The organism is Peptoniphilus koenoeneniae, assembly GCF_030812875.1.
GTDB lineage: Bacteria > Bacillota > Clostridia > Tissierellales > Peptoniphilaceae > Peptoniphilus_B > Peptoniphilus_B koenoeneniae.
This window is the reverse complement of the sequence record NZ_JAUSTN010000012.1, coordinates 1-25,173: the sequence shown is the minus strand read 5'-3', so window position 1 is coordinate 25,173 and position 25,173 is coordinate 1. Positions and strand designations below refer to the sequence as shown.

At 35.2% G+C, this 25,173-nt stretch carries 17 protein-coding genes and 3 pseudogenes; all 20 read left to right on the top strand.

The window, feature by feature from the left end; genetic code table 11:
- The first annotated feature begins 102 nt into the window (after positions 1-102).
- Positions 103-1,737, top strand: a complete 1,635-nt coding sequence (gene mobQ, locus J2S72_RS08630) for a MobQ family relaxase (RefSeq protein WP_023055627.1) — start codon at positions 103-105, stop codon at positions 1,735-1,737.
- Between the two features lie 73 nt (positions 1,738-1,810).
- Complete coding sequence (locus J2S72_RS08625) at positions 1,811-1,984, top strand: hypothetical protein (protein WP_002841910.1); 174 nt, start codon at positions 1,811-1,813, stop codon at positions 1,982-1,984.
- Positions 1,985-2,168: 184 nt separating this feature from the next.
- Positions 2,169-2,696 carry a PcfB family protein gene (locus J2S72_RS08620; protein ID WP_307495365.1) on the top strand — a complete coding sequence of 176 codons (528 nt, stop codon included), beginning with the start codon at positions 2,169-2,171 and terminating at the stop codon, positions 2,694-2,696.
- A gap of 125 nt (positions 2,697-2,821) precedes the next feature.
- A pseudogene (locus J2S72_RS08615) lies at positions 2,822-3,161 on the top strand (phage replisome organizer N-terminal domain-containing protein); the annotation flags it as partial.
- A 283-nt stretch (positions 3,162-3,444) separates the two neighbouring features.
- Positions 3,445-4,518: a PDDEXK nuclease domain-containing protein gene (locus tag J2S72_RS08610; protein WP_023055628.1), complete on the top strand. Its 1,074-nt coding sequence runs from the start codon at positions 3,445-3,447 to the stop codon at positions 4,516-4,518.
- 106 nt (positions 4,519-4,624) lie between these two features.
- The gene (locus J2S72_RS08605) at positions 4,625-5,326 is read left to right on the top strand and encodes a hypothetical protein (protein ID WP_023055629.1); all 702 of its coding nucleotides are present in this window, start codon (positions 4,625-4,627) and stop codon (positions 5,324-5,326) included.
- Between the two features lie 158 nt (positions 5,327-5,484).
- Entirely contained in the window at positions 5,485-5,670 is a 186-nt protein-coding gene (locus J2S72_RS08600) for a transposon-encoded TnpW family protein (protein WP_023055639.1), read from the top strand.
- Positions 5,671-5,681: 11 nt separating this feature from the next.
- Positions 5,682-6,494: pseudogene (locus J2S72_RS08595) on the top strand (VirD4-like conjugal transfer protein, CD1115 family); the annotation flags it as partial.
- A 166-nt stretch (positions 6,495-6,660) separates the two neighbouring features.
- Positions 6,661-6,972 carry a single-stranded DNA-binding protein gene (locus tag J2S72_RS08590; RefSeq protein WP_000807039.1) on the top strand — a complete coding sequence of 104 codons (312 nt, stop codon included), beginning with the start codon at positions 6,661-6,663 and terminating at the stop codon, positions 6,970-6,972.
- A 3-nt stretch (positions 6,973-6,975) separates the two neighbouring features.
- Positions 6,976-7,191, top strand: coding sequence for a Maff2 family mobile element protein (locus tag J2S72_RS08585; protein WP_000394208.1), 216 nt, complete (start codon positions 6,976-6,978; stop codon positions 7,189-7,191).
- Between the two features lie 19 nt (positions 7,192-7,210).
- Complete coding sequence (locus J2S72_RS08580; protein WP_282925447.1) at positions 7,211-8,074, top strand: VirB6/TrbL-like conjugal transfer protein, CD1112 family; 864 nt, start codon at positions 7,211-7,213, stop codon at positions 8,072-8,074.
- Between the two features lie 17 nt (positions 8,075-8,091).
- Positions 8,092-8,355, top strand: a complete 264-nt coding sequence (locus tag J2S72_RS08575) for a conjugal transfer protein (RefSeq protein ID WP_282925446.1) — start codon at positions 8,092-8,094, stop codon at positions 8,353-8,355.
- Between the two features lie 3 nt (positions 8,356-8,358).
- Entirely contained in the window at positions 8,359-8,748 is a 390-nt protein-coding gene (locus J2S72_RS08570; RefSeq protein ID WP_055328036.1) for a PrgI family protein, read from the top strand.
- The gene (locus J2S72_RS08565) at positions 8,660-11,089 is read left to right on the top strand and encodes a VirB4-like conjugal transfer ATPase, CD1110 family (RefSeq protein WP_002843611.1); all 2,430 of its coding nucleotides are present in this window, start codon (positions 8,660-8,662) and stop codon (positions 11,087-11,089) included. Before J2S72_RS08570 ends, J2S72_RS08565 begins: the two co-directional genes overlap by 89 nt.
- Before the next feature lie 4 nt (positions 11,090-11,093).
- Positions 11,094-13,226 carry a CHAP domain-containing protein gene (locus J2S72_RS08560; protein ID WP_307495360.1) on the top strand — a complete coding sequence of 711 codons (2,133 nt, stop codon included), beginning with the start codon at positions 11,094-11,096 and terminating at the stop codon, positions 13,224-13,226.
- A 12-nt stretch (positions 13,227-13,238) separates the two neighbouring features.
- Positions 13,239-13,478, top strand: a complete 240-nt coding sequence (locus J2S72_RS08555; protein WP_307495359.1) for a conjugal transfer protein — start codon at positions 13,239-13,241, stop codon at positions 13,476-13,478.
- A complete protein-coding gene (locus J2S72_RS08550; protein ID WP_307495358.1) occupies positions 13,453-15,006 on the top strand; it encodes a CD1107 family mobile element protein in 1,554 nt (517 codons plus the stop codon). Before J2S72_RS08555 ends, J2S72_RS08550 begins: the two co-directional genes overlap by 26 nt.
- A gap of 98 nt (positions 15,007-15,104) precedes the next feature.
- A complete protein-coding gene (locus J2S72_RS08545) occupies positions 15,105-16,811 on the top strand; it encodes a DNA topoisomerase 3 (RefSeq protein WP_007894717.1) in 1,707 nt (568 codons plus the stop codon).
- A gap of 84 nt (positions 16,812-16,895) precedes the next feature.
- Positions 16,896-17,699, top strand: a complete 804-nt coding sequence (locus J2S72_RS08540; RefSeq protein WP_002843620.1) for a KilA-N domain-containing protein — start codon at positions 16,896-16,898, stop codon at positions 17,697-17,699.
- Between the two features lie 83 nt (positions 17,700-17,782).
- Positions 17,783-25,150 (top strand): annotated as a pseudogene (locus J2S72_RS08535) (helicase-like domain-containing protein); the annotation flags it as partial.
- Positions 25,151-25,173: the final 23 nt, after the last annotated feature.

Genomic DNA, 25,173 nt, shown 5'->3' with positions numbered 1-25,173 from the left:
CTAATAACAATATTATACAGCAAACCTGAATAATACTTAGTCGAAAAAGGGTTATAGGTTACCTTTAACAACCTAAATACATTATATAAGGAAGTGATAAAAATGGCAGATAGTTTTCATTTTTCAGTAAACATAATATCAAGAGGAAAAGGAAAAAGTGCAGTAGCAAGTGCAGCATATATAAGTGGAGAAAAAATAAAAAATGAATGGGACGGAGTAACCCATGACTATACAAGAAAAGAAAAAATATTAGTAAAAAATATAATATTGCCTGATCATATACCAAAAGAATTTAATGATAGGTCTACCTTATGGAATAAAGTAGAAATGGCAGAAAAAAATTCTAATGCACAACTAGCAAGACAATTCATAATAGGACTACCAAAAGAATTAACTTTAAGTGAAAATAAAAACCTAGTTGAAAGATTTATAAAAGAAAATCTAACATCACAAGGAATGATAGTAGATTATGCAATTCATGATGAGAGTCAAGATAAAAATGGAAATATCCATTGTCATATAATGACCATAATGCGACCCATAAACGAAAAAGGAGAGTTCTTAGCAAAGTCAAAAAAAGAATATATCCTAGATGAAAAAGGGGAAAAAGTATTAAACAAAAATGGAAAACCAAAGACAAGAAAAGTAGAACTAACAACCTGGAACGATAAGGGCAATGTAGAAAAATGGAGAGAAAATTTTTCAGACCTTTGCAATGAATATCTATCAAAAAACAAGATAGAAAAAAGAGTAGACCATAGGAGTTTTAAAAGACAAGGCATAAAACAAATACCAACAATACATCTAGGAGCAAGTGCTAGTGCAATGGAAAGAAAAGGAATAAGAACAGAAAAAGGAGATATAAATCGAGAAATAAAAAAACAGAATGAACTATTAAAAAACATAGGCAATGAAATAAAGAAAATAACATCATGGTTAGCAGGCTTTAAAGATAAGCTAAAAGAATCATACAAGGAATATAAAGACCAGAGTAAAAAGCAAATAGAAAATGAATCAGGACTCTTTAACCTCTATGAATATTTAAGTTTCTATCAAGAAATGCAAGAAAATAACAGAGCTGAATTATCATTTTATGGCAAAAGAAACAAAGCAATCTATGATCTAAAAAGATATGCAGGTGGAATAAATTATCTAAGAGAAAACAAAATAAAAACCATATCAGACCTACAAGGACATATAAATACCCTAAGAAGTAAAAACACTGAAATATATAAGACCATAAAAGAAAACAGTCAAAAGATAGAAGACCTTAATAAGTGCTTAGCCTATGCAAAGACTGTAAGAAAAACAAAAGCAACCTACCAAGAATATGAGAATAAGAAAATATTCAAAGAAAGCTTCTACAAGAGCAATCAAAAGGAAATAGACCAACATATAAGGGCAAGAACCTTAATTGAAAAAATCAGTGGAAAGAAAAATTTAAGAGAAAAAGAATGGTTAGGAGAAATTAAAAACTTAGAAGATGAAATCAGTAAATTAAATATAGAGTCAGAAAAGATAAGGGAAAGATACAAGGAAATAAATCATATCAAATATGCAGTAGAAGTAGTCAATGAAGAATATGATATTGACCTATCAATAGAAATTGACAAGGCGATTAAGAGAGGAGAAAAAGAAAGTATCATAGAAAAGATTAAAGAGTATAAGCAAGACAGTGATAAGTTTAATAAAAAAAGACAAATGACTAAAGACTACTACAAAAATCAAGAAAGATAAGACCTGGTAAAAATATCTTATCCAAGCTATAATATGACCAAGAAAATAAAGGCAGATCTAGGAGGTAATAGAGATGAATAAAAGGCAAGAGCTAATAGATGAACTAATAAAAGCAGATCAAGATGGAACATACAAAACATATAAAAGCACAGAAGAAATAAAAGCGATGAACAATGAAGAAATACAGATTATATATTCCAACATGAAAAACTATCTATCAGACAAAAGAACACACACAAACTACTAAAGGTGGAAAAGCATTGTAAGCTATTTTAAAGTATAAAAGGTGCAAATACCTAAGAAAGATATAAAAACATCAAAATAAAGCATTCCACCACCAAGAACAATAAAATAAAAACAATCAAAGGGAAGTATAGAAAAATTAAAGCCTATACTTCCCTTTTTTTAATTCAAACAAAGGAGAGAAAAGCATGATAAACGAAGAAATAAGCAAAGAAGCAGGTCAAGCAGCACAAACCATAATATCATACACAATAAAGGCAGCAAAAGAATCAATCAACTTAGAAAAAGAAATAAGAAAAAAGATGAATGATACCTTAGAAAAAGCAAATGGAAACCTAAAAAGCCTTATGGGCGATGAAATGAAAATAAAAGACCTATACAAAAAAGGACAACTAGAAAATATAAGCATAGATCAAAGCGGACTCAAAGACTTAAAAAAAGAACTAAACAAACTTGGAGTAAAGTTTTCAGTAATGAAAAACAAAGAAAGCAAAAACTATGAAATATTCTTCCAAGCCAAAGACATAAAAGTAATGGAATATGCATTTAAGCAAGTCATAGCCAAGGAAAATAAAAAAGAAAAAGAAAGTATCCTAAAACAAATAAAGAAATACAAAGACCTATCCAAGAACAAGGATAATACAAAAGAAAAAGTAAAAAGAAAAGTAAAAGAAAAAATAAAGCCAAACAAAAAAGATATGACCAGAGAAATCTAAGGGAGTAACGAAAAGTTACACCCTTAAATAACCATAATAACAAGACTTCTGAAAATCAGAAGTCCAGAATTCCGAAAATCGGAAATCAAGAATTTCGATTATCGAAAATCAAGAAAGGAGCAGATATGGCAACAAACAAAAGATATTATTGGATAAAATTAAAAGAAGAATTTTTCACAGACAAAAGGATAAAAAGATTAAGAAGAATATCGGGAGGAGATACCTACACGATAATCTACCTAAAACTTCTACTACTAAGCCTAAAAGATGAGGGTAAACTCTATTATGACGGAGTAGAAAGTGATTTTATAAAAGAGTTAGCACTAACCATAGATGAAACAGATGATGATGTAATGGTCACAGTTAATTATTTAATCAATCAAGGCTTATTAGAAGTTGTAACAGAAAATGATGAATACTATTTAACTGAAATACCAAACTTAATCGGATCAGAAACAGCATGGGCAGAGAAAAAAAGAAGATACAGACAAAATAAACAGAGGACATTGTCCTTAATAAGTCCAACCCATGTCCGACAAGAGATAGAGATAGAGAAAGATATAGATAAAGAGAGAGAGGGAGAGATAGAAAAGATTTAACATTTTTGGTATAATCACATTAATTAAACTAAATGTGTAATGATAAAATGAGCTTGTTAACTGTAAGCTGATTATGATAAAAAGATTAAAACTCCCACCATTGGTGTAAGAAACAGAATAAAATAAAGAATCAGATTGGAGTGATGAGAATGGATAAAAAAGATTTAGCTATTATAGGAGATAGTGAATATAAAAAATTACTTTTAGATTTAAAGGAAAAAGTTAGACGCAGTCAATTAAAAGCAGCAGTAAAAGTTAATTATGAGTTGCTTGATTTGTATTGGAACTTGGGGAAAGAAATTGTTGAAAAACAAAAGCAATATTCTTGGGGTGATAGTTTTCTAAAATTATTGAGTAGTGATTTAAGAAAAGAATTTCCAGACATGGGAGGATTTTCAGCAGTAAACTTAAAACACATAAGATATTGGTATAACTTTTATAATGATTACCTAATTGGGTTACAAGCTGTAACCCAATTATCGGATATTGAAAGAAGGATAAAAAGTATTCCTTGGGGACATAATCAAAGGATTATGTATAAGTGTAAAGATGTCAAAGAGGCTTTGTTTTATATAGATAAGACTATTGAAAATGGATGGAGCAGGACGGTTTTGGAACATCAGATTGATGGAGATTTATATAAAAGGGTTGGAAATGCAGTTACTAATTTTGACAATAGATTACCGGCTGTCCAATCTGAATTAGCTAAGCAAACAATAAAAGATCCATACAACTTTGATTTTCTAACAATAAGGGATAAATATGATGAAAGAGAGTTGGAAGAAGCATTAGTAAATCAAATAACTTCTTTTCTTTTGGAACTTGGTACAGGATTTTCTTACATCGGTAGGCAAGTTCATATCAAGGTTGGCGAAAGTGATTTTTATATAGACTTACTTTTCTATCATGTTAAACTACACTCCTATGTTGTAGTAGAATTAAAGACAGAAAAATTTAAGCCAGAATTTGTAGGGCAACTTAATTTTTATGTAACAGCTGTAAATAAGGATATGAAATCAAATAGTGATAATCAAACCATAGGAATACTAATTTGCAGAGATAAAGATAATGTAGTCGCTGAATATTCGCTTGAAAATATCTCACAGCCAATAGGAATAAGTAAGTATGAAATTAGCAAACTACTTGAGCAGGAATATAAAAGTAGCTTACCATCTATTGAAGAAATAGAAGAGTCTATAAAAGAATTAGATTCAGAAAAATAAAATATGAAAATGGCAAATAGTTATTAAATAAATAGCCATATACACTTACAAAAGGCGGTAGAAGTAAAAACTATCGTCTTTTTTATTTGAAGAAAGGTAGGAAAGCATGGCAGATAAAAGAATGTTTTCACTAAAAATAGTTGATAGTGACTTATTTTTGGATATGCCACTAAGTAGTCAATGCCTGTATTTTCATCTATCAATGCGAGCAGATGATGACGGTTTTGTAAATAATCCTAAGAAAATCATCAAGATTATCGGAGCTAATGAAGATGACCTGAAAATACTTATTGCCAAAGGCTTTGTGATAGTCTTTGATCAGGGAATTATCGTCATTACTCATTGGAAGATAAATAACTTTATTAGAAAAGACAGATATAAGCCAACAATGTATATAGAGCAGAAACAGCAGCTTTATCAAACGGAAAATGGAGCATATATTTCAGAAGAAAAAGTTGGTTGTCATCTGGTTAACCAAAGGTTGTCAAGTGGTCAACCCAGTATAGGTAAGGGTAGATTAGATAAGGTTAGTATAGATAAGGGGAGAGAAGAACAGCCCACCCCCATATTTTATGGAGAATTCAAAAATGTAAGGCTAAGCAAAGAAGAATATAAAAACCTTAAAGAAAAATTAAACTCACACGCAGAAATAATGATAAATAAACTATCAAGATACATGGAAAGCAGTGGTAAGACCTACCAAAACCATTATGCAACAATCTTAAATTGGTATGAAGAAGATAAAGAAAAACTAAGACATCAAGGTGGAAATAAAAAAATGAACTATGATGTAGGCGAATCTTTATAGATAAAAAGAGGTGGAAAGCCACTATTAAAGACTTTAAGTCTAAAAAGGTATAAAAGTATGCCAGATATAATAAAAAGATAAATATGACACTTAAAAGGCGATTAGAAAATTAAAAATCTAATCGCCTTTTTTATTGAAACAAACAGGAGGAAAAATATATGCACGAAAATAAAAATAAACAGAATACAGGAACAAAAACGATAAAGAAAATTGGCAAAGCAACCTATGAGGTTGTTGTTCACTTTAATGAAAATGCAACGGAAACAATGCAAGACAAATTAAAACGCATAATTCTTAGAGAAATGGAGAGAGAAAAACATCAAAAAGCGATAAAAAATGATTAAAAAGTCCTTGACAAGTTGTTACAGGAAAAACTGCCAAGTCAATTCTAATATCATGTGGTGCAAGGCTTGCTCCTTTTGATATTCAAGAGCTTAGGGACTTGATGAAAGAAGATGAACTTGAGCTTGATACCCTTGGAGATAGAAAGACAGCACTCTTTGTTATTATCTCTGATACAGATGATACCTTTAATTTTGTGGTGTCTATTATGTACTCACAACTATTTAACCTACTTTGCGATAAGGCAGATGACGAGTACGGGGGAAGATTACCTGTTCATGTAAGATGCCTTCTTGATGAGTTTGCCAATATCGGCTTAATTCCTAAATTTGAGAAATTGATTGCAACAATCCGAAGCAGAGAGATTTCAGCAAGCATTATTTTGCAAGCACAATCTCAGCTAAAGGCAATCTACAAGGACAATGCAGATACCATTGTAGGTAACTGTGATAGTACATTGTTTTTAGGTGGAAAGGAAAAGACAACACTTAAAGAGCTATCTGAAACACTTGGTAAAGAAACCATAGACCTGTATAATACATCGGAAACACGCTCCAATGCTAATAGTTATGGACTCAATTACCAAAAGACAGGAAAGGAGCTGATGAGTCAAGATGAGATAACGGTTATGGATGGTAGTAAATGTATTTTTCAGCTTCGAGGTGTCAGACCATTTTTGTCGGATAAATTCGATATTACAAAGCATAAGAATTACAAGTTACTTGAAGATTTTAATAAGAAAAATGCCTTTGATATTGAGGAATATATCAAGAGAAAAGGGAAAGCAAAATTAAATAGAGAAACGGTTATTACAAGAGTGCAGTAAGTCTAAAGAACATAGATTTGCTGCTTTTTTATTACTCAAAATCAGGAGGAAAGATGGTAAGGATAAGAAGTCCCACTAAGGAAAACTAAATAGCAAGAGTATCAGCGATTGGAAAAGAAAAAACTCCAGTCGCTTTTTTTATTGAAAAGAAAAGGAGAAATTTTTAATGAAGCAAGAAATGATTAACATCAATGCCAACTTATTGGCAGAACCAACTTTTTCGAGTTTTGACAAAGAGGGAGAAGCTGTTGAAGTTGCAAACTTTACGCTTGTAAAAAAGTATGGGAAAGGCAAGGAATATATCAACTGTGCAGCCTATGGTGAAAAGTCAGAAACAGCAAAAGCCTTTGAAAAAGGTGATTTGATCCATATCTTTGGATACTTTAAGAAGCGTGAAAAAGATGGAAAGACTTACAAAAACTTTGTTGTGAAGTCATACAACAAAATTGAAAAGAAAGAAGAAAACGAGGAGGAATAAATTATGGAATTTTTTACACAGGCAGTAAATGTATTAAAGATTTTAGTTATGGCAGTAGGTGCAGGACTTGGAGCATGGGGCGTTATTAACCTGATGGAAGGTTATGGTAATGACAATCCGGGTGCAAAATCTCAGGGCATTAAGCAGCTGATGGCAGGAGGCGGCATTGTCCTTATCGGATTAAAGCTGATTCCGCTTCTTGCAAATGTACTCAAGTAAGAATAAAAGGAGAAATTAAATGTTTGGGATATTCGACAAGATAGAGGAGTTTTTCAAAGATCTTCTACTGGGCGGTATCCAAGCAAATCTTGAGTCCATGTTTCTTGACATCAACGATAAAGTTGGTGCGATTGCAACGGATGTGGGAAAGACACCGATGGGGTGGAACGGACAGGTTTTCAGCTTTATTAAAAGCATTAACGATTCTGTCATCATCCCCATTGCAGGGCTAATCATAACGGCAGTCCTTTGTATCGAGCTTATCAATATGGTTATGCAAAAGAACAATATGCACGATACGGATACCTTTGAATTTTTCAAATACATCATAAAGATGTGGATTGCCGTATGGTTAGTGTCTCATGCTTTTCAGTTTTCTATGGCAGTCTTTGATGTGGCACAGCACATGGTAAATAAAGCGGCAGGGGTTATCAATACCTCTGCCGTTATCTCCGGAGATCAGATTGTAACTATGGTAGAAGGCTTAAAGGAAAAAGGTCTTGGAGAGCTTGTCATGATACTCTTTGAAACCTCAATTATTAAGCTTGCAATACAGGCAATTTCTATTGTGATCATGCTTGTAGTGTACGGAAGAATGTTTGAGATTTATGTTTACTCATCCGTTTCAGCCATTCCCTTTGCCACAATGGGAAACAAAGAGTGGGGACAGATTGGAACAAACTATATCAAAGGCTTATTTGCCATAGGATTACAAGGACTCTTTTTAATGGTTTGTCTTGGAATATACGCAGTATTAGTTAAGACAATACAAATAACAGATATACACACAAGTACCTTTACGATACTTGGATATGCGGTTTTGCTGGGGTTAATGATGCTAAAGAGCGGAACACTGGCCAAAAGCGTATTAAATGCACACTAAAAGAAAGGATAGATATGATGAACAAAAGAAAAACAGTATTGATAGTAGTAGCAGTTGGAACGGGTATTTTGGCGGTGATGGATAGAATCAGGCTTCACAGCAAAGTGAATGACTTGGAAGAAAGAACAAAGGACATCGGTCGCTGCCATAATGATTTTTGTCTAATGCAGGAAAGATATAACAGAAGTACAGATGAACAGATTGCAAGTATTCAGGAAGAAATCGGCTCCGTATATGAGCATATAGAGGAGCTTTCAAAGAATAAAGAAGATGGGAGGTAAGTTATGGCGTATGTACCTATCCCAAAAGACTTAAAGAAGGTAAAAACAAAGGTTGCATTCAACCTGACCAAAAGACAACTGATAGGTTTTACGATTGCAGGAATGATTGGAATACCAATCTATCTATTTATGCGAAAGGTTGTTCCAAATGATATAGCAGTCATCTTTCTCATTGTGTCTACTCTCCCTATATTTTTTATCACTCTTTTTGAAAAGGACGGACTTAGCTTTGAGAAATACTTTAAGTATATTTACCTTCATAAATTTTATCAGCCACAAAAAAGAGTGAGAAAGGAGGTTTATCTTGAAAGACAAAAGAAAGATTCAGCAGCTAAAGTTAGAACAAAACCAAAAGAAGTTAAGAAGTCAAAAACAGGACTTAAAGCAAAATAAGGGAAAGTCTAAAAAAGATAGGGGCGGATTACTTGACCTTATCTTTAGGAAAGAACCGAAAAGATACACTGTTGAAGATACCATTCCCTACCTTAGACTTTTAAAAAGCGGGATATGTCAGATTGATGAAAAGCATTTTAATAAGAGTATCGCTTTTGAGGATATAAACTATCAGCTTGCCTTAGAAGAAGATAGAGATTTGATTTTTAATCAGTTTGCAAATTTTCTTAATTCCTTTGATCCAAGTGTCAGCATAGAGTTTTCATATATCAATCAGCTTGGCAGAAATGAAGAAATGAAATCAGCCATTCAAATACCGGATAAAAAGGACGGTTTTGACGATATACGCCTTGAGTTTAGGGAGATGCTTAAAAGTCAGATTGTAAAGGGAAATAACGGACTGAAAAAATCAAAGTATGTAACCTTTACAGTGGAAGCTGATAATTTGGAGCAGGCTACTTCAAAACTTGAAAGACTGGAGATAGATATATTATCGAGTCTTAAAAGTATGGGAGTAAGAGCAGAAAGCCTTAACGGAGAGGAAAGGTTGAAGATACTTCATGATGTTTTAAATCCGAATAAGACCTTTGAATTTTCATATAAGGACTTAAAGAAGAAAGAAAGCACAAAGACATACATTGTTCCTGATGAATTTAACTTTACACCGTCAAGGTATTTTAAGTTTGGAAAATTTATCGGAGCGGCAAGTCATTTTCAAATCCTTGCAAGTGAGCTTTCAGACCGTATGCTTGCCGAGTTTTTGGATATAGACGATAACATCAATATCTCTTTTCATATCAAGGCAATCGAACAGTCGGAAGCCATCAAGATGGTAAAAAGAAAAAATACCGATATTGACAAGATGAAGATTGAGGAGAATAAAAAGGCTGTAAGGTCGGGATATGATATGGACATTCTTCCAAGTGATTTAATTACCTATGGAGAAGATGTAAAAAGTCTTTTAAAAGACCTCCAGACAAGAGATGAGCGTATGTTTGTCGTAACCATTATCTTTATGAACTTTGCAAGGACAATTCAAAAGCTGGATAATACCATTTCTCAAATCAGCTCCATTGCCAATAAGCATAATTGCAAGTTAAAAAGACTTGATCACTCACAGGAACAGGGATTAATCAGTGTACTTCCACTTGGGGTAAATAAGATTGAAATTGACAGAGGACTAACCTCATCATCTACGGCAGTATTTATGCCTTTTACCACAGAGGAGCTTTTCATAAATTCGGCGAACAGTTTGTATTATGGACTAAATGCCCTAAGCCATAACCTGATTATGGCAGATAGAAAGAAATTGAAAAACCCAAACGGTCTTATCTTGGGAACGCCCGGAAGTGGTAAGTCCTTTAGTGCAAAAAGAGAAATGGCAAATGCCATTCTTACAACCGATGATGATGTGATTATCTGCGATCCGGAAGGCGAGTACGGAAACCTTGTGCGTCAGTTTAAAGGAGAAGTCATAAAGGTTAGCAGTAAGTCAAAAGACTATCTAAATCCCCTTGACATCAATATGAACTATGGCGATGGGGACGCACCGCTGAAAGATAAAGCAAACTTCATTATGTCAATGCTTGAATTAGTAGTTGGTGGTAGCGGTCTTACAGCAGAAGAAAAGTCGGTTATAGACAGATGCCTTCCTAAGATTTATGAAAAGTATTTTGAAAATCCAAAGCCTTGTAATATGCCCATTCTTCAAAACCTATATGATATGTTAAAAAATCAGGAAGAAAAAGTCGGGAAAAAACTGGCAACGGAAATGGAGATTTATGTAACAGGCTCTCTTAATGTATTTAACCATCAGTCCAATGTGGACTTAAATAAGCAGCTTCTTTGTTTTGATATTAAGGAACTTGGAAGTCAGCTTAAAAAAATTGGAATGCTCGTTATTCAGGATCAGGTATGGAATAAGGTATCGCAAAACAGAGGGAATAAGGCTACAAGGTACTATATCGACGAGTTTCACTTGCTTTTAAAAGACGAGCAGACAGCTTCTTATTCCGTAGAAATTTGGAAAAGATTTCGTAAGTGGGGAGGAATCCCGACAGGTATTACACAAAATGTCAAAGACCTACTGATGAGTAAGGAGATAGAAAATATCTTTGATAATACGGACTTTGTGCTAATGCTTAATCAGGCTTCAGGCGATAGAGAAATTTTAGCAAGGAAACTTAAAATCTCACAGCCACAGCTAAAATATGTAACCAATTCCAATGCAGGAGAAGGACTTTTGTTTTTTGGAAATACTATTGTTCCTTTCCTTGATAAGTTCCCGAAAGACACAATCCTTTATCAGAAGATGACAACTAAGCCTGAAGAAGTGAGGTAGGCTTATGGGACAGAAACTGAAAAGGGACTTTAAGGAAAGGCAAAGGGCAAGGATAGAAAAGGAAACATTGCAAAGTAATGGCAGCATAGAGCCTGAAGAAAATAAACTAAAGCATAATGATGATTACAGAGGGAAAATCGTCCATGACAAAGACAGATTTCAAGATAAGGTGCATGAAAAGGTCAGTAAGAGAAGTGCAGAAACTGAAATAAACGGAAAAACTTCTAAAAGAAATGCAAGGTATAGAAGTCCTGAAACAGGAAGTGTAAGTCAGGAAGAAATCGGGAAAGCGGATTATGATACTGAGGTTAAGGATGGAAAAATCTATGATCCTTTAGGAAAAGACCTTGATAATGACGGAATCGTAGACAGATATGACAATGACTTTAGGGATAGCGACTATTTTGAGTCAACCTACGATGTCGAAGATAATCTTCATTGCAAAGTGGAAGATACAAACAGCTTTTCAAAAAGCCAAAAGGCTCAAAAGAAAAATTATAAGAGAAAAAACTATTCTGATAAGCTCTATACCAGAAAAAAGGATACGGAAGTTAAAGAGGAAAAGGCGAACAGTAAAGAAATCGGAAAAGAAGCCATTCTTGATAGAGAAAAGAAAAACAGACTTTCTAAAGAACAAGAAACAGTATTTAAGAATAAGGCTCCTAAAGTATCCGCTTTATCAGGACTTGCTAAAGGAAGTGAAACCGTAAGAGATTACTTATCCCATGGAAGCGATGAAAACAAAGGGGTGGAAGCAGGAGAAAAGACAGCGGACGCAAGCTCGAAACTCATTCATGGCATAAAGAAATATTCTGATAAGAAAAAGGCGAAGAAAGGATACGATCTTACAAATAAGGACTATAAAATCAGGAAGCGAAAATCGAAGCTTGAATTTCGTGATGCCAAAGAGAACCTGAAAAAGATGAATGAATATAAAAGAGCAAATGCCTATAAAAGATTTCAAAAGAAAAATCAGGTAAAGGCAGCCATTCGTCGTGAGAATAAGTCAAGACTCAGAGATCGGATTAAAGAAAACCTCATTGGCTCGTTGAAAGGCTCAAAAAGATTTATAGTAAGAAAAGCAAAGGGACTTATGATTATTTTCATAGGTCTTATTATTTTGGGAACTTTCTTTATCAACTTTGCAGGAACGGGAATGACGGGCTTTATGAACTCCACAAGTTCTGTTCTTACAACAAGCTATTTGTCAAAGCCAAATGTCCTAAGTGAAATCAATGAGAATTTTTCGAAGATGGAAAAGGAGCTTCAAAGTGAGGTTGACAATGTAGAAGAAAATTATCCCGGATATGACGAGTACATCCTAAATAACACAGAGTACATCGGTCATAATGTCCACGAGCTTTTATCCTACATTACATCAAGGTGTGGAGAAGTAAAGAATGTATCAGAAGTAAGTTCCGTATTAAATGAGCTTTTTAAGTCCATGTATGACCTTGAGTATAAGGAAGAAGTGGAAATCAGATATAGGACAGTTACAGAAACTTATACCGATGAAGATGGAAATGAATATACCGAAAGCCATGAAGAACCTTACGAGTACAAGAAACTGATTGTAACACTTCATAAAAAAGAGATGGATAGCATTATCAGAAAGGTTTTTGCAAACTATCCTGACAATCTGAAACACTATGAAGCCCTATTCCTTGCTCAAGGCAATATGGGAGAAGCCTTTGGTAATAGCGACCTTATTGCTTCCAATGGAGGTATCGGAGGCGGGAAAGAGTATGAGGCTTCTACGGAAGTTCAAAAGAAGATTGTAAATGCTGCATACATTACGCCATCTCCGGGTGCAGGCTGGTGTGCTATGTGGGTGTCGCAGGTCTATCAAAATGCAGGACTTGGATATATTGGCGGAAATGCCTGTGATATGTATCGAAACTATACCTTTACATCAGACAAATCAAAACTCAAGGTGGGAATGCTTGTTGCGGTTGAAAGTAGTAGCAGCGGAAGTACAGCAGGACTCACCTATGGTCATGTAGGCATTTATATAGGCGATGGCAAGGTAATAGATAATATCGGGCGAATCAGAGTAACTACCTTAGATGATTGGATAGCATCTTTTTGTCAGCATCATCCAGTAGGCTTCGGCTTTCCGCCAAATGTAAACAGATAAGGAGGACACAATTTGAAAAAAGAACTGAAAGCAGTAAAAAACAGAATAAAGAAGTTAAAGGATAAAAAGGCTCTGATTGATGAAGAATTGGAGCCTTTATTTATTCGTGAAGAAGAACTTGAAAACGAAGAAATCATTGCCATTTGCAGAAAGAACAACATTACAATCAGTGATTTGATGGCAAAGGTAAACAGACAAAGAGTAGAAATGAAAAAGGAGAAGTCAAATGAAAACCAGTTGGAAAAAGAATAAGAAGTTTTGGACAGCAGCACTTGCAGTCGTTGTAAGTATAAGCTGCCTTTTGGGTCTTTGGACAGTTGTTTATGCTCATGAGCAAAGCTTAACGGAAGCACCTACAAGCGATAAAGCTGTCCAAACACAAGTGGAAGTAAATGTAAAGTATATCTTTGAAGATGAAAAAGTTTATAAGGAGGAAAAGATAAAGGCTGAGAAAGGACAGCTTCTTGACAGCGGTGATCTGCCGATGCTCCCTGATAATATGAAATTTGTTGATGAGTTTCTATTTTATGAAGTAAAAGGCGATGGAAATGATGAAATTATCCGAAAGGTAGCAAAGACTGAGGCTAAAGATAAAGAGACTCAGACAGAAGAAGAAAAGCCGAAACAGGATGAAAGCTCGCAGACGAAAATTCCAAAGACGGAAGATAAGTCAACGCAGACAGAGCTTTCTAAAGAAGACATTTCCAAAATGGAAAAAGATGCAAAGGAGCTTCAGGAAAAGCTTGATAAGTTAAATAGCGAAATGAAGGATAAAGACAAATTAAGCGATAAGCAAAAGGAGAAAATCAAAGACCTTGAAGCTGAAATTGAAAGCTTGAAAGAAAAAACAAAAAAAGATAAGGAAAATAAGGACTTATCAGAAGAAATGAAGAAGGAAATGGATAAGCTGAATAAAAAGATTAAAGAGCTTGAGGAAAAGGCAAATGAAGCAAACAAGGCTCCCGTAATATCTAATCCGTCTGCACCGAACAGCCCTATTTCCGGAATTAAGACAAACTCAGGCATTTCAAATCAAACACCTGTAAACAACACAGGAAAAAGCACAACTACACAGGCGAGTTCAGAAAATACTGTAAAAGATACAAGTGATTCTGAAACGAAAGAGAAATATATTCGCTATCCTAATAAGCTGACACCGAAAGCTCCTGCCAATAACAATCAGGATTCATCTATGGACGGGACAAGTAAGACTGTAAATACTAATAAGGGAGTAGCTTCTGTTCCATCAAAGGCAAGAGGAACCGTTACGGAAAATAAGGATAATGCGAACAAGGATTATTCGATTCATCATGGAGATAGCGGTGATAAGAGAGAAACGGATATGTATTCAGCGGATGCAAGACAGTTTGTTACCTTTACAACTAAAAATGGTAAGACTTTTCATTTAATCATTAACCATGATGAGGATAGCGAAAATGTCATGCTCCTAACAGAAGTATCTGAAGATGATCTTCTTAATATGGTTGAGAAAAAAGAAGCTCCGAAACAGGAAATTACAAAGGAAGAACCTGAAAAAGAAGAATCTAAGCCAGTAAAAAAAGAAGAAAGCAGCAATATGGGAACCTACTTAATTCTCATTCTTGTAGTAGCAGGAGCATTAGGTGCAGGATATTATTTTAAGGTCGTTAAGAAAAAGGAAGATAAGGAGCTTGAAGGCTTTGAGGAGGAAGATGATGATTTCTTTTCAGAAGCGGAAGAAAGCGAAAATGAAGTAGATGAAGCAGAAACAGAAGATAAGGAAGATGATGATTTGGAATAAATTTGCACCCAAAACTATCTCATATTTGGTGCAAAACACAGGGCGAGAGAGTAAAATCTTTCGCCCTTTTATATTGAAAAACAGGAGGAAAAATATAGATGAAACTTGTAATTGCTGAAAAGCCAAGTGTTGCAATCTCTATTGCAAAAGTGATTGGAGCTACAAAAAAGAAAGACGGATACTATGAGGGAAACGGATACAAGGTAAGTTGGTGTGTTGGACACTTAATTAAAATGGCAAATCCAGAAAGCTACGATGAAAGGTACGCAAAGTGGAATATGGCTGATTTACCGATTATTCCAAAAGAATATAAGTATGAGATTGCAAAGTCCACAAAGAAACAATTTACGATTCTTAAAAAGCTCATGGACGATAAGGACATAGACATCGTGATAAATGCTTGCGATGCAGGGCGTGAGGGAGAAGCAATCTTCAGGCTTGTCTACAATCAGGCAAATTGTAAAAAGAAGATGAAACGCCTTTGGATTTCATCAATGGAAGATAGTGCCATAAAAGAGGGTTTTGATAACCTGAAAGACGGAAGTTTTTACGATAATCTATTCGAATCATCACAAGCAAGGGCGATTGCAGATTGGCTTGTGGGAATGAATTTAAGCAGACTCTATTCGTGTCTATACAAGCAAAATTACAGTGTGGGAAGAGTTCAAACACCTACCCTTGCCATGATTGTAAATAGAGATGATGAGATAGCAAATTTTAAGAAAGAAAAATATTTTACAGTCGAACTTTCTATGAATGGTTTTACACTATCAACAGAGAGAATTGATGATGAGGTTGCTGCTGAACAGCTAATCAATTTAGTTGGCGATAAGATAGGAATTACCGATGTTATTCAAAAGGAAAAGATAACAAAGCCTGATTTGCCTTTTGACCTTACAACACTTCAAAGAGAGTGCAATAAGTATTTTGGATATAGTGCCAAGCAAACACTTGATTATGCACAGAGCCTATACGAGAAAAAACTGATTACCTATCCAAGAACAGACAGCAGATGCTTAACGGAAGATATGATTGTAAGTACGGTTAATAACATTTTAGGGAAAAATGATTTTGATACAGAGCGTATTAAGACGGTATTTAACTCTGAAAAGGTTACGGATCATCATGCTATTATCCCGACAATCAGTTCCTTAAAAGAAGATGTTTCAGAACTTCCTTTAAGTGAAGCTAAAGTTTACTTCCTTATATCCGATAAATTCCACGCAAGTGTGGGCTATCCTTTAGTGGAAAATACAACGAAGATTGTAGCTGAATTCGATAGCTTTACTTTTACAAGCTCAGGTAAGACAATTAAAGATGAAGGTTTTACAAAATATCTTAAAGAATATAAGTCTAAGAAAAATGAAGATATGGTACTTCCTGATGTGAACATTGGTGATGTATTGAGCATTGAAAACAAGGAAATAAAAGAAAAGTACACAACACCACCGAAACACTTTACTGAAGATACGCTTTTGAAAGCAATGGAAGTGGCTGGTAATGATGCACTGGAAAAAGGTGTAGAGGTCGAGCGAAAAGGACTTGGAACACCTGCAACAAGAGCAGGGATTATTGAAAACTTAATTTTCAAAGGATTTATTGAGAGAGATAAGAAAAACCTTATTGCTACACATAAGGGAATCAGCCTTGTAACGATTGTAGCTGGTACCTTTAAATCCGCAGAAACAACAGCAAAGTGGGAAATGGAGTTATCGGATATTGCACAGGGAAAATCATCAAAGAAAAATTTTTTAGAGGCAATTGAAACTGAGATAAAAGAAGTGGTTTCAACTTATAGCAAGTAAGATGGCACTTATTTTAAGATGGAAAAAATGCCCTAAAAATGCTATAATATAAGATAATCAATGTAATGATTGAGAGGTGATTATGTGTCTAAAATAAATGTTGAAGGTTCAGAAATCAGCATTATTGCCATAGATAATAGGGATTACATTTCTTTAACAGATATGGTTAGAAATATTGAGAACGGATCTGCTTTAATAGAAAAATGGCTTAGAAACAAGAACACAATAGAGTTTTTAGGTATTTGGGAAGAAATGTATAATACCAATTTTAATTCCCCCGAATTCGAGGGAATTAAAAATGAAGCAGGATTTAACCGATTTATTTTATCTGTTAAGCAGTGGGTAGAAAAAACGAATTCTATCGGTATAGTTGCGAGAGCAGGAAGATATGGCGGAACTTATGCTCACAAAGATATAGCATTTGAGTTTGCTTCTTGGGTATCTCCATACTTTAAATTGTATTTGATTAAGGAATTTGAACGCTTAAAGGAAGAAGAACAAAAGAAGTTAGGCTGGGATATAAAAAGGAATTTGGCAAAAATCAATTATAGGATTCATACAGATGCCATTAAAAATAAGCTTGTACCCGAAAAACTTTCAAAAGAAAAAATCAACTTTATTTATGCAAGTGAGGCGGATATTCTTAATGTTTCTTTGTTTGGAATAACAGCGAAAGAATGGCGTGATGAAAATCCGGATTTAAAAGGGAATATTAGAGATTATGCAGATATATCGCAGCTTGTATGCCTTTCTAATCTTGAAAATCTTAATGCGGTATTTATAAATGAGGGCATGAGTCAATCTGAAAGACTGGAAAAACTAAATTCAATAGCAATTGAACAGATGAAAATATTATCAGAGAGTGAATCAATTAAAAAGTTGAAATAAAAGGATAATATCAATATGTAGTACAAAGGTGATTAGAGTAAAATCTAACCGCCTTTTTTCATGCAAAAAAGAAGGAGGTAAACATGCGAATAAATGATTTTCATAACATTTTGGAGCTAATAAAACAAGATATTCTGCAGAGTGAAGCAGAGTATCTGAAGCTCTTAAAGGTTGTCGGAAACAATCAGAGGTACGACTTTAGAAGTCAGCTAAGTATTTATGACAAAAATCCTGAAGCGACAGCTTGTGCCAAGTTTGACTATTGGAGGGAACGCTTTAATCGAACTGTTATGAGGGGACAGAAAGGTATCCCCATTTTAGAGGACTATGGCACATATAAAAAGGTGGACTATATCTTTGATATAAGTCAAACCGTTTCCAAAAACAGAGATGTCAATGAGGTAAATCTTTGGAGATTTGATAAAGAAGCTCACAAAGATGTATTAAAAGAAATGATAAAAGCTGAAGGCTATGAAGAAATCGAAAGCACCTTAGAAAACATCTTTTCTTTAAGCAGGCTCTACGGAGATAAAAAAATAGATAGCCTGATGAATGAGCTTAGAATATCTGATGAGGACAGAATAGCCTTTACCAAGTTTGTGAGGAACTCAGTGAGCTATGCAGTAGCTGCAAGATTTAAGTTAGACTATCCTATGGATAAGGAGCTGTTAAAAGAAAACTTTGCAAGGCTTGACAGCATTTCTCTTATGAGCCTTGGAGAAACGGTGTCGGATATTAGCGGAAATATAATTGATGCAACCATTCAAAAAAGTAAAGAGTTAGAGCTTCAAAAAGAAGTGTTAAGAGGTAAAGAAGCAGGATATAATAAAATAAAAGCAGAATTAGAGGAGGTAGAAGAAAATGTACTTCGACGAGATGATCAGGAAAGAATTAGTGAAAACGAGCGAATTTTCCGAAATGGAGAGTACGGACGAGATAATAGAGAAAATCAAAGAGAATACACTGAATCAGTTAGAGGAGGACATGGACTTTATGAGAGAATATCCGAATCCGACTTACGCAGTGATGAGGCTGGATTATCTTTCAAACAGCGAGGAGCAGAGCCACTTCGAGATGTTAGTGGATCTATACAAGGAGAAGAAGCTGATAGGACACCTGATGGATATTCAGAAACAGGCAATAGAGTTTATGAGAGCAGAGAAGCCGAAACTGATGATAGCTTGGAAGATAGAGGACGAGAGCCATCCGCAGTACAAAGCGATGATTTCAGCTCTCAAAGAAATGACAATCAAGGAAGTAGTGGAAATCTAAAAGAAAATACGGATAAAGAGATAAGAGAAGCTGACAAGGCTTCTTTTTCTTTGCCTGAAAACAGCTTAGGACAGATTAAACTTACAATACCTCTTGCCCAAAATGATATTGACAGTATTCTTGTAAACGGTGGAAACCATGAGGGCGAAAGACTTCCTATTATTGCTGAATTTTCCAAAGGAAAAACAGTAGAAGAATTAGGAGAATACCTTAAAGATACCTTTAGAGGCGGAAACGGTTTATTTCTTAATGGAGCAGAAGTATCTTCCTGGTATTCGGATAAAGGTATTCATTTAGCTTATGGAACTTCTGCAAGAGAAGATATGACGCAAATTTTAAGCTGGAGTAATGCTGCAAGAAGAATCAATGAACTTTTGGAAAATGGAGAGTTTGCAACAAATGTAGAGCTTTTGGAAGCACAGGACTATGAAAGAGATAGAGTTTCAGAATCCTTATGGTATCTATACCACGATTTAAGTGAAGAAGGGAAAGCACAAGGCTATTTTGACTTTATAGAAAGAGGTGGTGGCTTTCCGAAAGAAACAAGACAGTTATCGGAAGCTCTTAAAAATCCTGACTATCTAAAGAATGTTATTTCCGAGTACAGTCGCTTTTTGACAGGATATAAAGAAAACAAAGATGTACTAAGGTTTCATTATCACAAGGTAGATAGCCTTTACCAGAGATTAGAGGAGCTTGCAATTCCGAGAAAGGAATATATCTCTAACTTAACCGAACTTCCAAAGGTACATGGCTTTATTACAGAAGATGAAGTCCTTGCTACGATTTCAAGAGGAAGTGGAGTCGATAAAGGGAAAGAGCAAATTATTAAGTTTTTCAAAGAAAATCATATCTTGCAGGAAAAAGCGAATTTCCTAAAAGATGAATATGGAATTGGCGGAGGCTCTCATGCTGTTTCAGGCGAAAGAGGAAGCGGAGAATGGCACGATGCAAAGGGACTTAAATTACAGAAAAATCATTGTAATGATGTATTTCTTACTTGGTCAAATGTAGCAAAGCATATAGACGAGCTGCTTTCAAAAAATCTTTATCTTGAAGAAAAGGACATTGAAAGAAAGGATGAGATAGAAGAACAAAAAGAGCCAAGTTATTATTCTAAAGATGATCCAAATAATCTAATGACTGATGAAATGCTTGAGAAAGTTCCTGAGCTTTATGCACAGGAAGATGTAGCCTTAGCAGACAAACAGGTTCATGCAGCATATATCATTCCATTTAGAAGCAACTGGACTTGGTATATGACGGAGTACGATAGAGAAAGCAAAGACGCTTTTGGACTTGTTTTAGGAATTGAACCTGAATGGGGATATTTTAATCTTGAGGAGCTAAAGGAATTAAATGCCCAAAGGCTCATTTTAGAGGATTTTCCAAAGACCTTTAGAGAACTTAAAGACAGTGAACTTAAAAAGCAGATGGATGAGCAGGAGCTTCACCATGTCTTTAACGGAGAACTTAGCTTTGAGGAGAATATTACAGACCTTGAAGCACCTGAAGAAGTAGAAGAAAGAATACAAGCAGAACCTTTTCAGGCTACCTTATTAGATTATCTAAAGGAAAAAGAAGAAGTAGAGCTTAACGAAAAAGAGGACAGCCCTTCAGATGAGTTTGCAGTTCAAGAAGGCGATATTATCTATTTTAATCATGAGGAGTACAGAGTAAGAGAGCTTTCTAAAAATCAAATCACAGGAAGAAATGACTTATGGCTTGATCCTATAAGACAAGGTAATCATCAAATACCGATTATAGCCTTTACGGATAATGAGGATTTATTAAGACAAATAAGTCTTGAAAGACCTGACTTTATCATCGGTGATGAAGTGAAATACAAGGATAAAGACTATACCATCACAAGATTTGATGATATGGGGAATAATCTAAAGACCGTAACGGTTAAGGATAATACCGAATATCTTGGCGGTATGATTACAGGCTCCGATGTAATTCCTTATCGTAAGGAAAGTGAGCTTGATAGAATCTTTGAAAATATGACCAATGAGAAGCCCGAAAAGACTTTTAAGGAAGCAGAAATAAAGAAAAATGAGGCTCACAATTTCAAGATTGCAGAAGAAACGATCCCTGCAAAGTTATCTCCAAGTGAGAGATTAAACAATAATCTTGAAGCAATCTCTATGCTTAATAGGATTGAAAGTGGAGAACGAGAGCTTGATATTACAGCTCAGGAAGTTTTAGCAAAATATGTAGGCTGGGGTGGATTATCTGAAGTCTTTGATGAAAGTAAGGATGGACAGTGGAAAGAGGCAAGAGCCTTCTTAAAGGAAAATCTATCGCCATCAGAATATGAAGCTGCAAGAGAATCTACCCTAACGAGTTTTTACACACCGAAAGCAGTCATTGACGGAATATATAAGACGCTTTCAGGTATGGGATTTAAACAGGGAAATATCCTTGAACCGTCAATGGGTGTTGGGAACTTTATCGGTAATCTACCTGATGAAATGAGTAAGTCAAAATTTTATGGTGTGGAACTTGATTCGGTAAGCGGGCGTATTGGAAAACTCTTATATCCTGAAAGTGATATACAGGTTAAGGGGCTTGAAGAAACTTCCTTTTCCAATAACTTCTTTGATGTAGCAATCGGAAATGTTCCATTTGGAGAGTATAAGGTAAATGACAGGGAATACAATCGTAATAACTTTCTTATCCACGATTATTTCTTTGCCAAGTCCATTGATAAGGTAAGAAACGGCGGTGTTATCGCCTTTATTACATCTTCAGGAACAATGGATAAAAAAGACGAAAGTGTAAGACGCTATCTTGCAGCAAGAGCCGAATTTTTAGGAGCAATCAGACTTCCAAATGATACCTTTAAGGGTGTTGCCGGCACAGAAGTAACTTCGGATATTATCTTCCTAAAGAAAAGAGATAGCGTATTAGAGCGCGATGAAGATTGGATACACCTTGCAGAAGATGAAAATGGACTTTCATATAACAAATACTTTATTGATCATCCTGAACAAGTGCTTGGCACAATGCGTGAGGTAAGCGGAAGATTTGGAAAGACACTCACTTGTGAACCGATAGCTTTTTTAGGGCAAGAGAACAATATGGCTTCGTTAAAGGAGCGTATCGAGATTGCAGGAGAAAGAATTTCAAAAGATGCCAAGTATGAAGAAGTAGAGCTACTTGATGATGAGATCACTTCTATCCCTGCAACTGATGATGTAAAGAACTTTTCTTATACCTTAATTGATGATGAAGTCTATTACAGAGAAAATTCACTCTTTATCAAAAAGGAAGTATCAGATAAAAACAAAGAAAAAATCAAGGATTATCTTGAGCTGAATGCTGTTTTAAAAGATGTAATTTACAAGCAGAAAGAAGATTTTAGCGAGGAAGAAATCAAGGCTTCACAGGAAAAACTAAATGAAGTATATGATAACTTTTCAAAGAAGCATGGCTTTGTAAATAACCTAAGTAATACCAGAGCCTTAAAAGAGGATAGCAACTTCCCGCTTGTTTCTTCCATTGAAATCCTTGATGAAGAAGAAAACTTTAAGGCAAAGGGAGATATTTTCTCCAAGCGAACAATCACAAAGGCGAAGGTTATCGACCATGTAGACACTTCCCTTGAAGCTCTTGTTTTATCGGTATCTGAAAAAGGCTATGTGGACTTTGACTATATGGGAAGTCTTACAGGAAAAGACAGAACGACCTTAATTGAGGAGCTTCGAGGGGAAATCTATCTAAATATCAGAGAAGAGCAAAACTTTTACAGACCGCTTTCCTTTAATTTAGAGGATGGCGATTTACCTTTTGCTTGTGCAAATGGCAGCAATTCCTATAAGTATGGCTATGTAACAAAAGATGAATATTTAAGTGGGAATATCAGGGACAAGATTGCCATTGTAGATAGCTACTTATCAAAGCTCAGACAAACGGAAAGAGAGCTGCCTCATCTTGGCTATGAAAAAAATGGAAAAGAAAAAGAGCTGATAAGCTATGAAATGAACCGTTTGGAATATCAAAAATCAGAGCTTACCAAAGTTCTTCCAAAGGAGCTTGAAGCAAGTGAAATCAATGTGCGTCTTGGTGCAACTTGGATACCGATTAAAGACATTGAGAAATTCATCTTTGAAACGCTTAAAACTCCGGGTTATGCAAGATGGGATATTAAGGTTAAGTTTTCAAGCCTTACAAGCGAATGGAATGTAGAAGGAAAAAGCAGGGACAGAGGAAATGACCTTGCTGAAATGACCTTTGGAACATCAAGGGTAAATGCCTATAAGCTGATTGAAGATGCCTTAAACCTTAAAGAAACAAAGGTATTTGACCAGATTGTAAATCCAGACGGCTCTAAAACTTCTGTCTTAAATAAAAAAGAAACCATGCTTGCAGGACAAAAGCAGGAGTTATTAAAAGAAGAATTTAAGAACTGGATATTTAACGATCAGGAAAGAAGAAGCCGTCTTGTAAAGCTGTATAATGAGCGTTTTAACTCTATCCGTAACAGAGAATATGACGGAAGCAATCTTTCCTTTGAGGGAATGAATACGGAGATTGACTTAAGACCTCATCAAAGAAATGCCATAGCAAGAAGTCTTTATGGAGGAAACACCTTGCTTGCCCATGTAGTAGGCAGTGGAAAGACCTTTGAAATGGTAGCTTCTGCAATGGAGAGTAAAAGGCTTGGAATGTGCAGTAAGTCCTTGTTTGTTGTACCAAATCACTTAACAGGACAAATCGGTCGTGAGTTTATGCAGCTATATCCGTCGGCTAACATTATGGTGGCAGATAAGAAAGATTTTGAGCCGAAAAACAGAAAGAGATTTATAGGCAAGATTGCTACAGGGGAATACGATGCGGTTGTTATCGGACATACGCAGTTTGAAAAAATTCCTATGAGTAAGGAATATCAGGAAAAGCATATTCAAGATCAGATTGATGAAATCGTAAACTATGTTGAGGAATACAAGCATGACAGAAATCAGAACTTTACTGTGAAACAGCTCGAAAAGACAAAGAAAAAACTGGAAACAAGGCTTGAGAAACTAAACGATGATTTTAAGAAAGATGATGTCATTACCTTTGAGGAATTAGGAGTGGATAAGCTCTTTGTTGACGAGGCACATGGCTTTAAGAACCTTTATCTCTATACCAAAATGAGAAATGTTGCAGGTATCGGACAGTCAGAAGCCTTTAAGTCCTCCGATATGTTTATGAAATGCCGCTACATGGATGAAATGACAGGCGGCAAAGGCGTGGTCTTTGCAACAGGAACACCTGTAAGTAATTCTATGACAGAGCTTTATACCATGCAGCGTTATCTTCAGTATGAAAGTCTAAAGAAAAACAACTTGGAGCATTTTGACTCTTGGGCTTCCACTTTTGGAGAAACGCAAAGCTCCTTTGAACTATCTCCTGAAGGTACAGGGTATAGGGTAAAAACGAGATTTTCAAAGTTCTATAACTTGCCTGAGCTTATGAGTATGTTTAAGGAAGTTGCAGACATTCAAACGGCGGATATGTTAAATCTTCCAACACCTGAAGCACACTATGAAGTTATTAAAACCTTGCCAAGTGAAGAACAAAAGGAAATCCTAAAGAGCCTTTCTAAAAGAGCAGATGATGTCAGAAATAGAGTTGTAGAGCCAGATGTTGATAATATGCTTAAGATTACCAATGACGGCAAGAAACTTGCCTTAGATCAGCGTTTAATCAATCCACTTCTTCCTGATAACCCTGATAGCAAGGTCAATGTATGCGTGAAAAATGTATTTGCTATTTGGGATAAGACAAAAGAAAATAGGTCAACACAGCTACTTTTCTCTGATATGTCCACTCCAAAAGGAGATGGAGAATTTAACATCTATGATGATATTAGAGAAAAACTTGTAGCTATGGGCATACCGAAAGAAGAAATTGCCTTTATCCACGAAGCTAATTCCGATAAGCAAAAGGACGAACTCTTTGCGAAAGTAAGAAAAGGAGAAATCCGTATCTTAATGGGTTCAACGCAGAAGATGGGAGCCGGAACGAATGTGCAAAATAAACTAATTGCTTTGCATGACCTCGATGTTCCTTGGCGTCCCGCTGACTTGGAACAAAGAGCAGGGAGAATTGTAAGACAAGGAAACGAAAATGAGAAAGTAAATATCTATCGTTATGTTACAGAGAATACCTTTGATGCGTACCTTTGGGTGCGACATGAAGTCGCTTAATT

Excerpts from the sequence above, each read along its gene's own strand:
- J2S72_RS08590 (WP_000807039.1), top strand. The coding sequence starts at position 6,661 with ATGAAGCAAGAAATGATTAACATCAATGCCAACTTATTGGCAGAACCA.
- J2S72_RS08575 (WP_282925446.1), top strand. The coding sequence starts at position 8,092 with ATGAACAAAAGAAAAACAGTATTGATAGTAGTAGCAGTTGGAACGGGT.
- J2S72_RS08625 (WP_002841910.1), top strand. The coding sequence starts at position 1,811 with ATGAATAAAAGGCAAGAGCTAATAGATGAACTAATAAAAGCAGATCAA.
- J2S72_RS08580 (WP_282925447.1), top strand. The coding sequence starts at position 7,211 with ATGTTTGGGATATTCGACAAGATAGAGGAGTTTTTCAAAGATCTTCTA.
- J2S72_RS08570 (WP_055328036.1), top strand. The coding sequence starts at position 8,359 with ATGGCGTATGTACCTATCCCAAAAGACTTAAAGAAGGTAAAAACAAAG.
- J2S72_RS08600 (WP_023055639.1), top strand. The coding sequence starts at position 5,485 with ATGCACGAAAATAAAAATAAACAGAATACAGGAACAAAAACGATAAAG.
- J2S72_RS08605 (WP_023055629.1), top strand. The coding sequence starts at position 4,625 with ATGGCAGATAAAAGAATGTTTTCACTAAAAATAGTTGATAGTGACTTA.
- J2S72_RS08545 (WP_007894717.1), top strand. The coding sequence starts at position 15,105 with ATGAAACTTGTAATTGCTGAAAAGCCAAGTGTTGCAATCTCTATTGCA.
- J2S72_RS08550 (WP_307495358.1), top strand. The coding sequence starts at position 13,453 with ATGAAAACCAGTTGGAAAAAGAATAAGAAGTTTTGGACAGCAGCACTT.
- J2S72_RS08620 (WP_307495365.1), top strand. The coding sequence starts at position 2,169 with ATGATAAACGAAGAAATAAGCAAAGAAGCAGGTCAAGCAGCACAAACC.
- J2S72_RS08560 (WP_307495360.1), top strand. The coding sequence starts at position 11,094 with ATGGGACAGAAACTGAAAAGGGACTTTAAGGAAAGGCAAAGGGCAAGG.
- J2S72_RS08585 (WP_000394208.1), top strand. The coding sequence starts at position 6,976 with ATGGAATTTTTTACACAGGCAGTAAATGTATTAAAGATTTTAGTTATG.
- mobQ (WP_023055627.1), top strand. The coding sequence starts at position 103 with ATGGCAGATAGTTTTCATTTTTCAGTAAACATAATATCAAGAGGAAAA.
- J2S72_RS08610 (WP_023055628.1), top strand. The coding sequence starts at position 3,445 with ATGGATAAAAAAGATTTAGCTATTATAGGAGATAGTGAATATAAAAAA.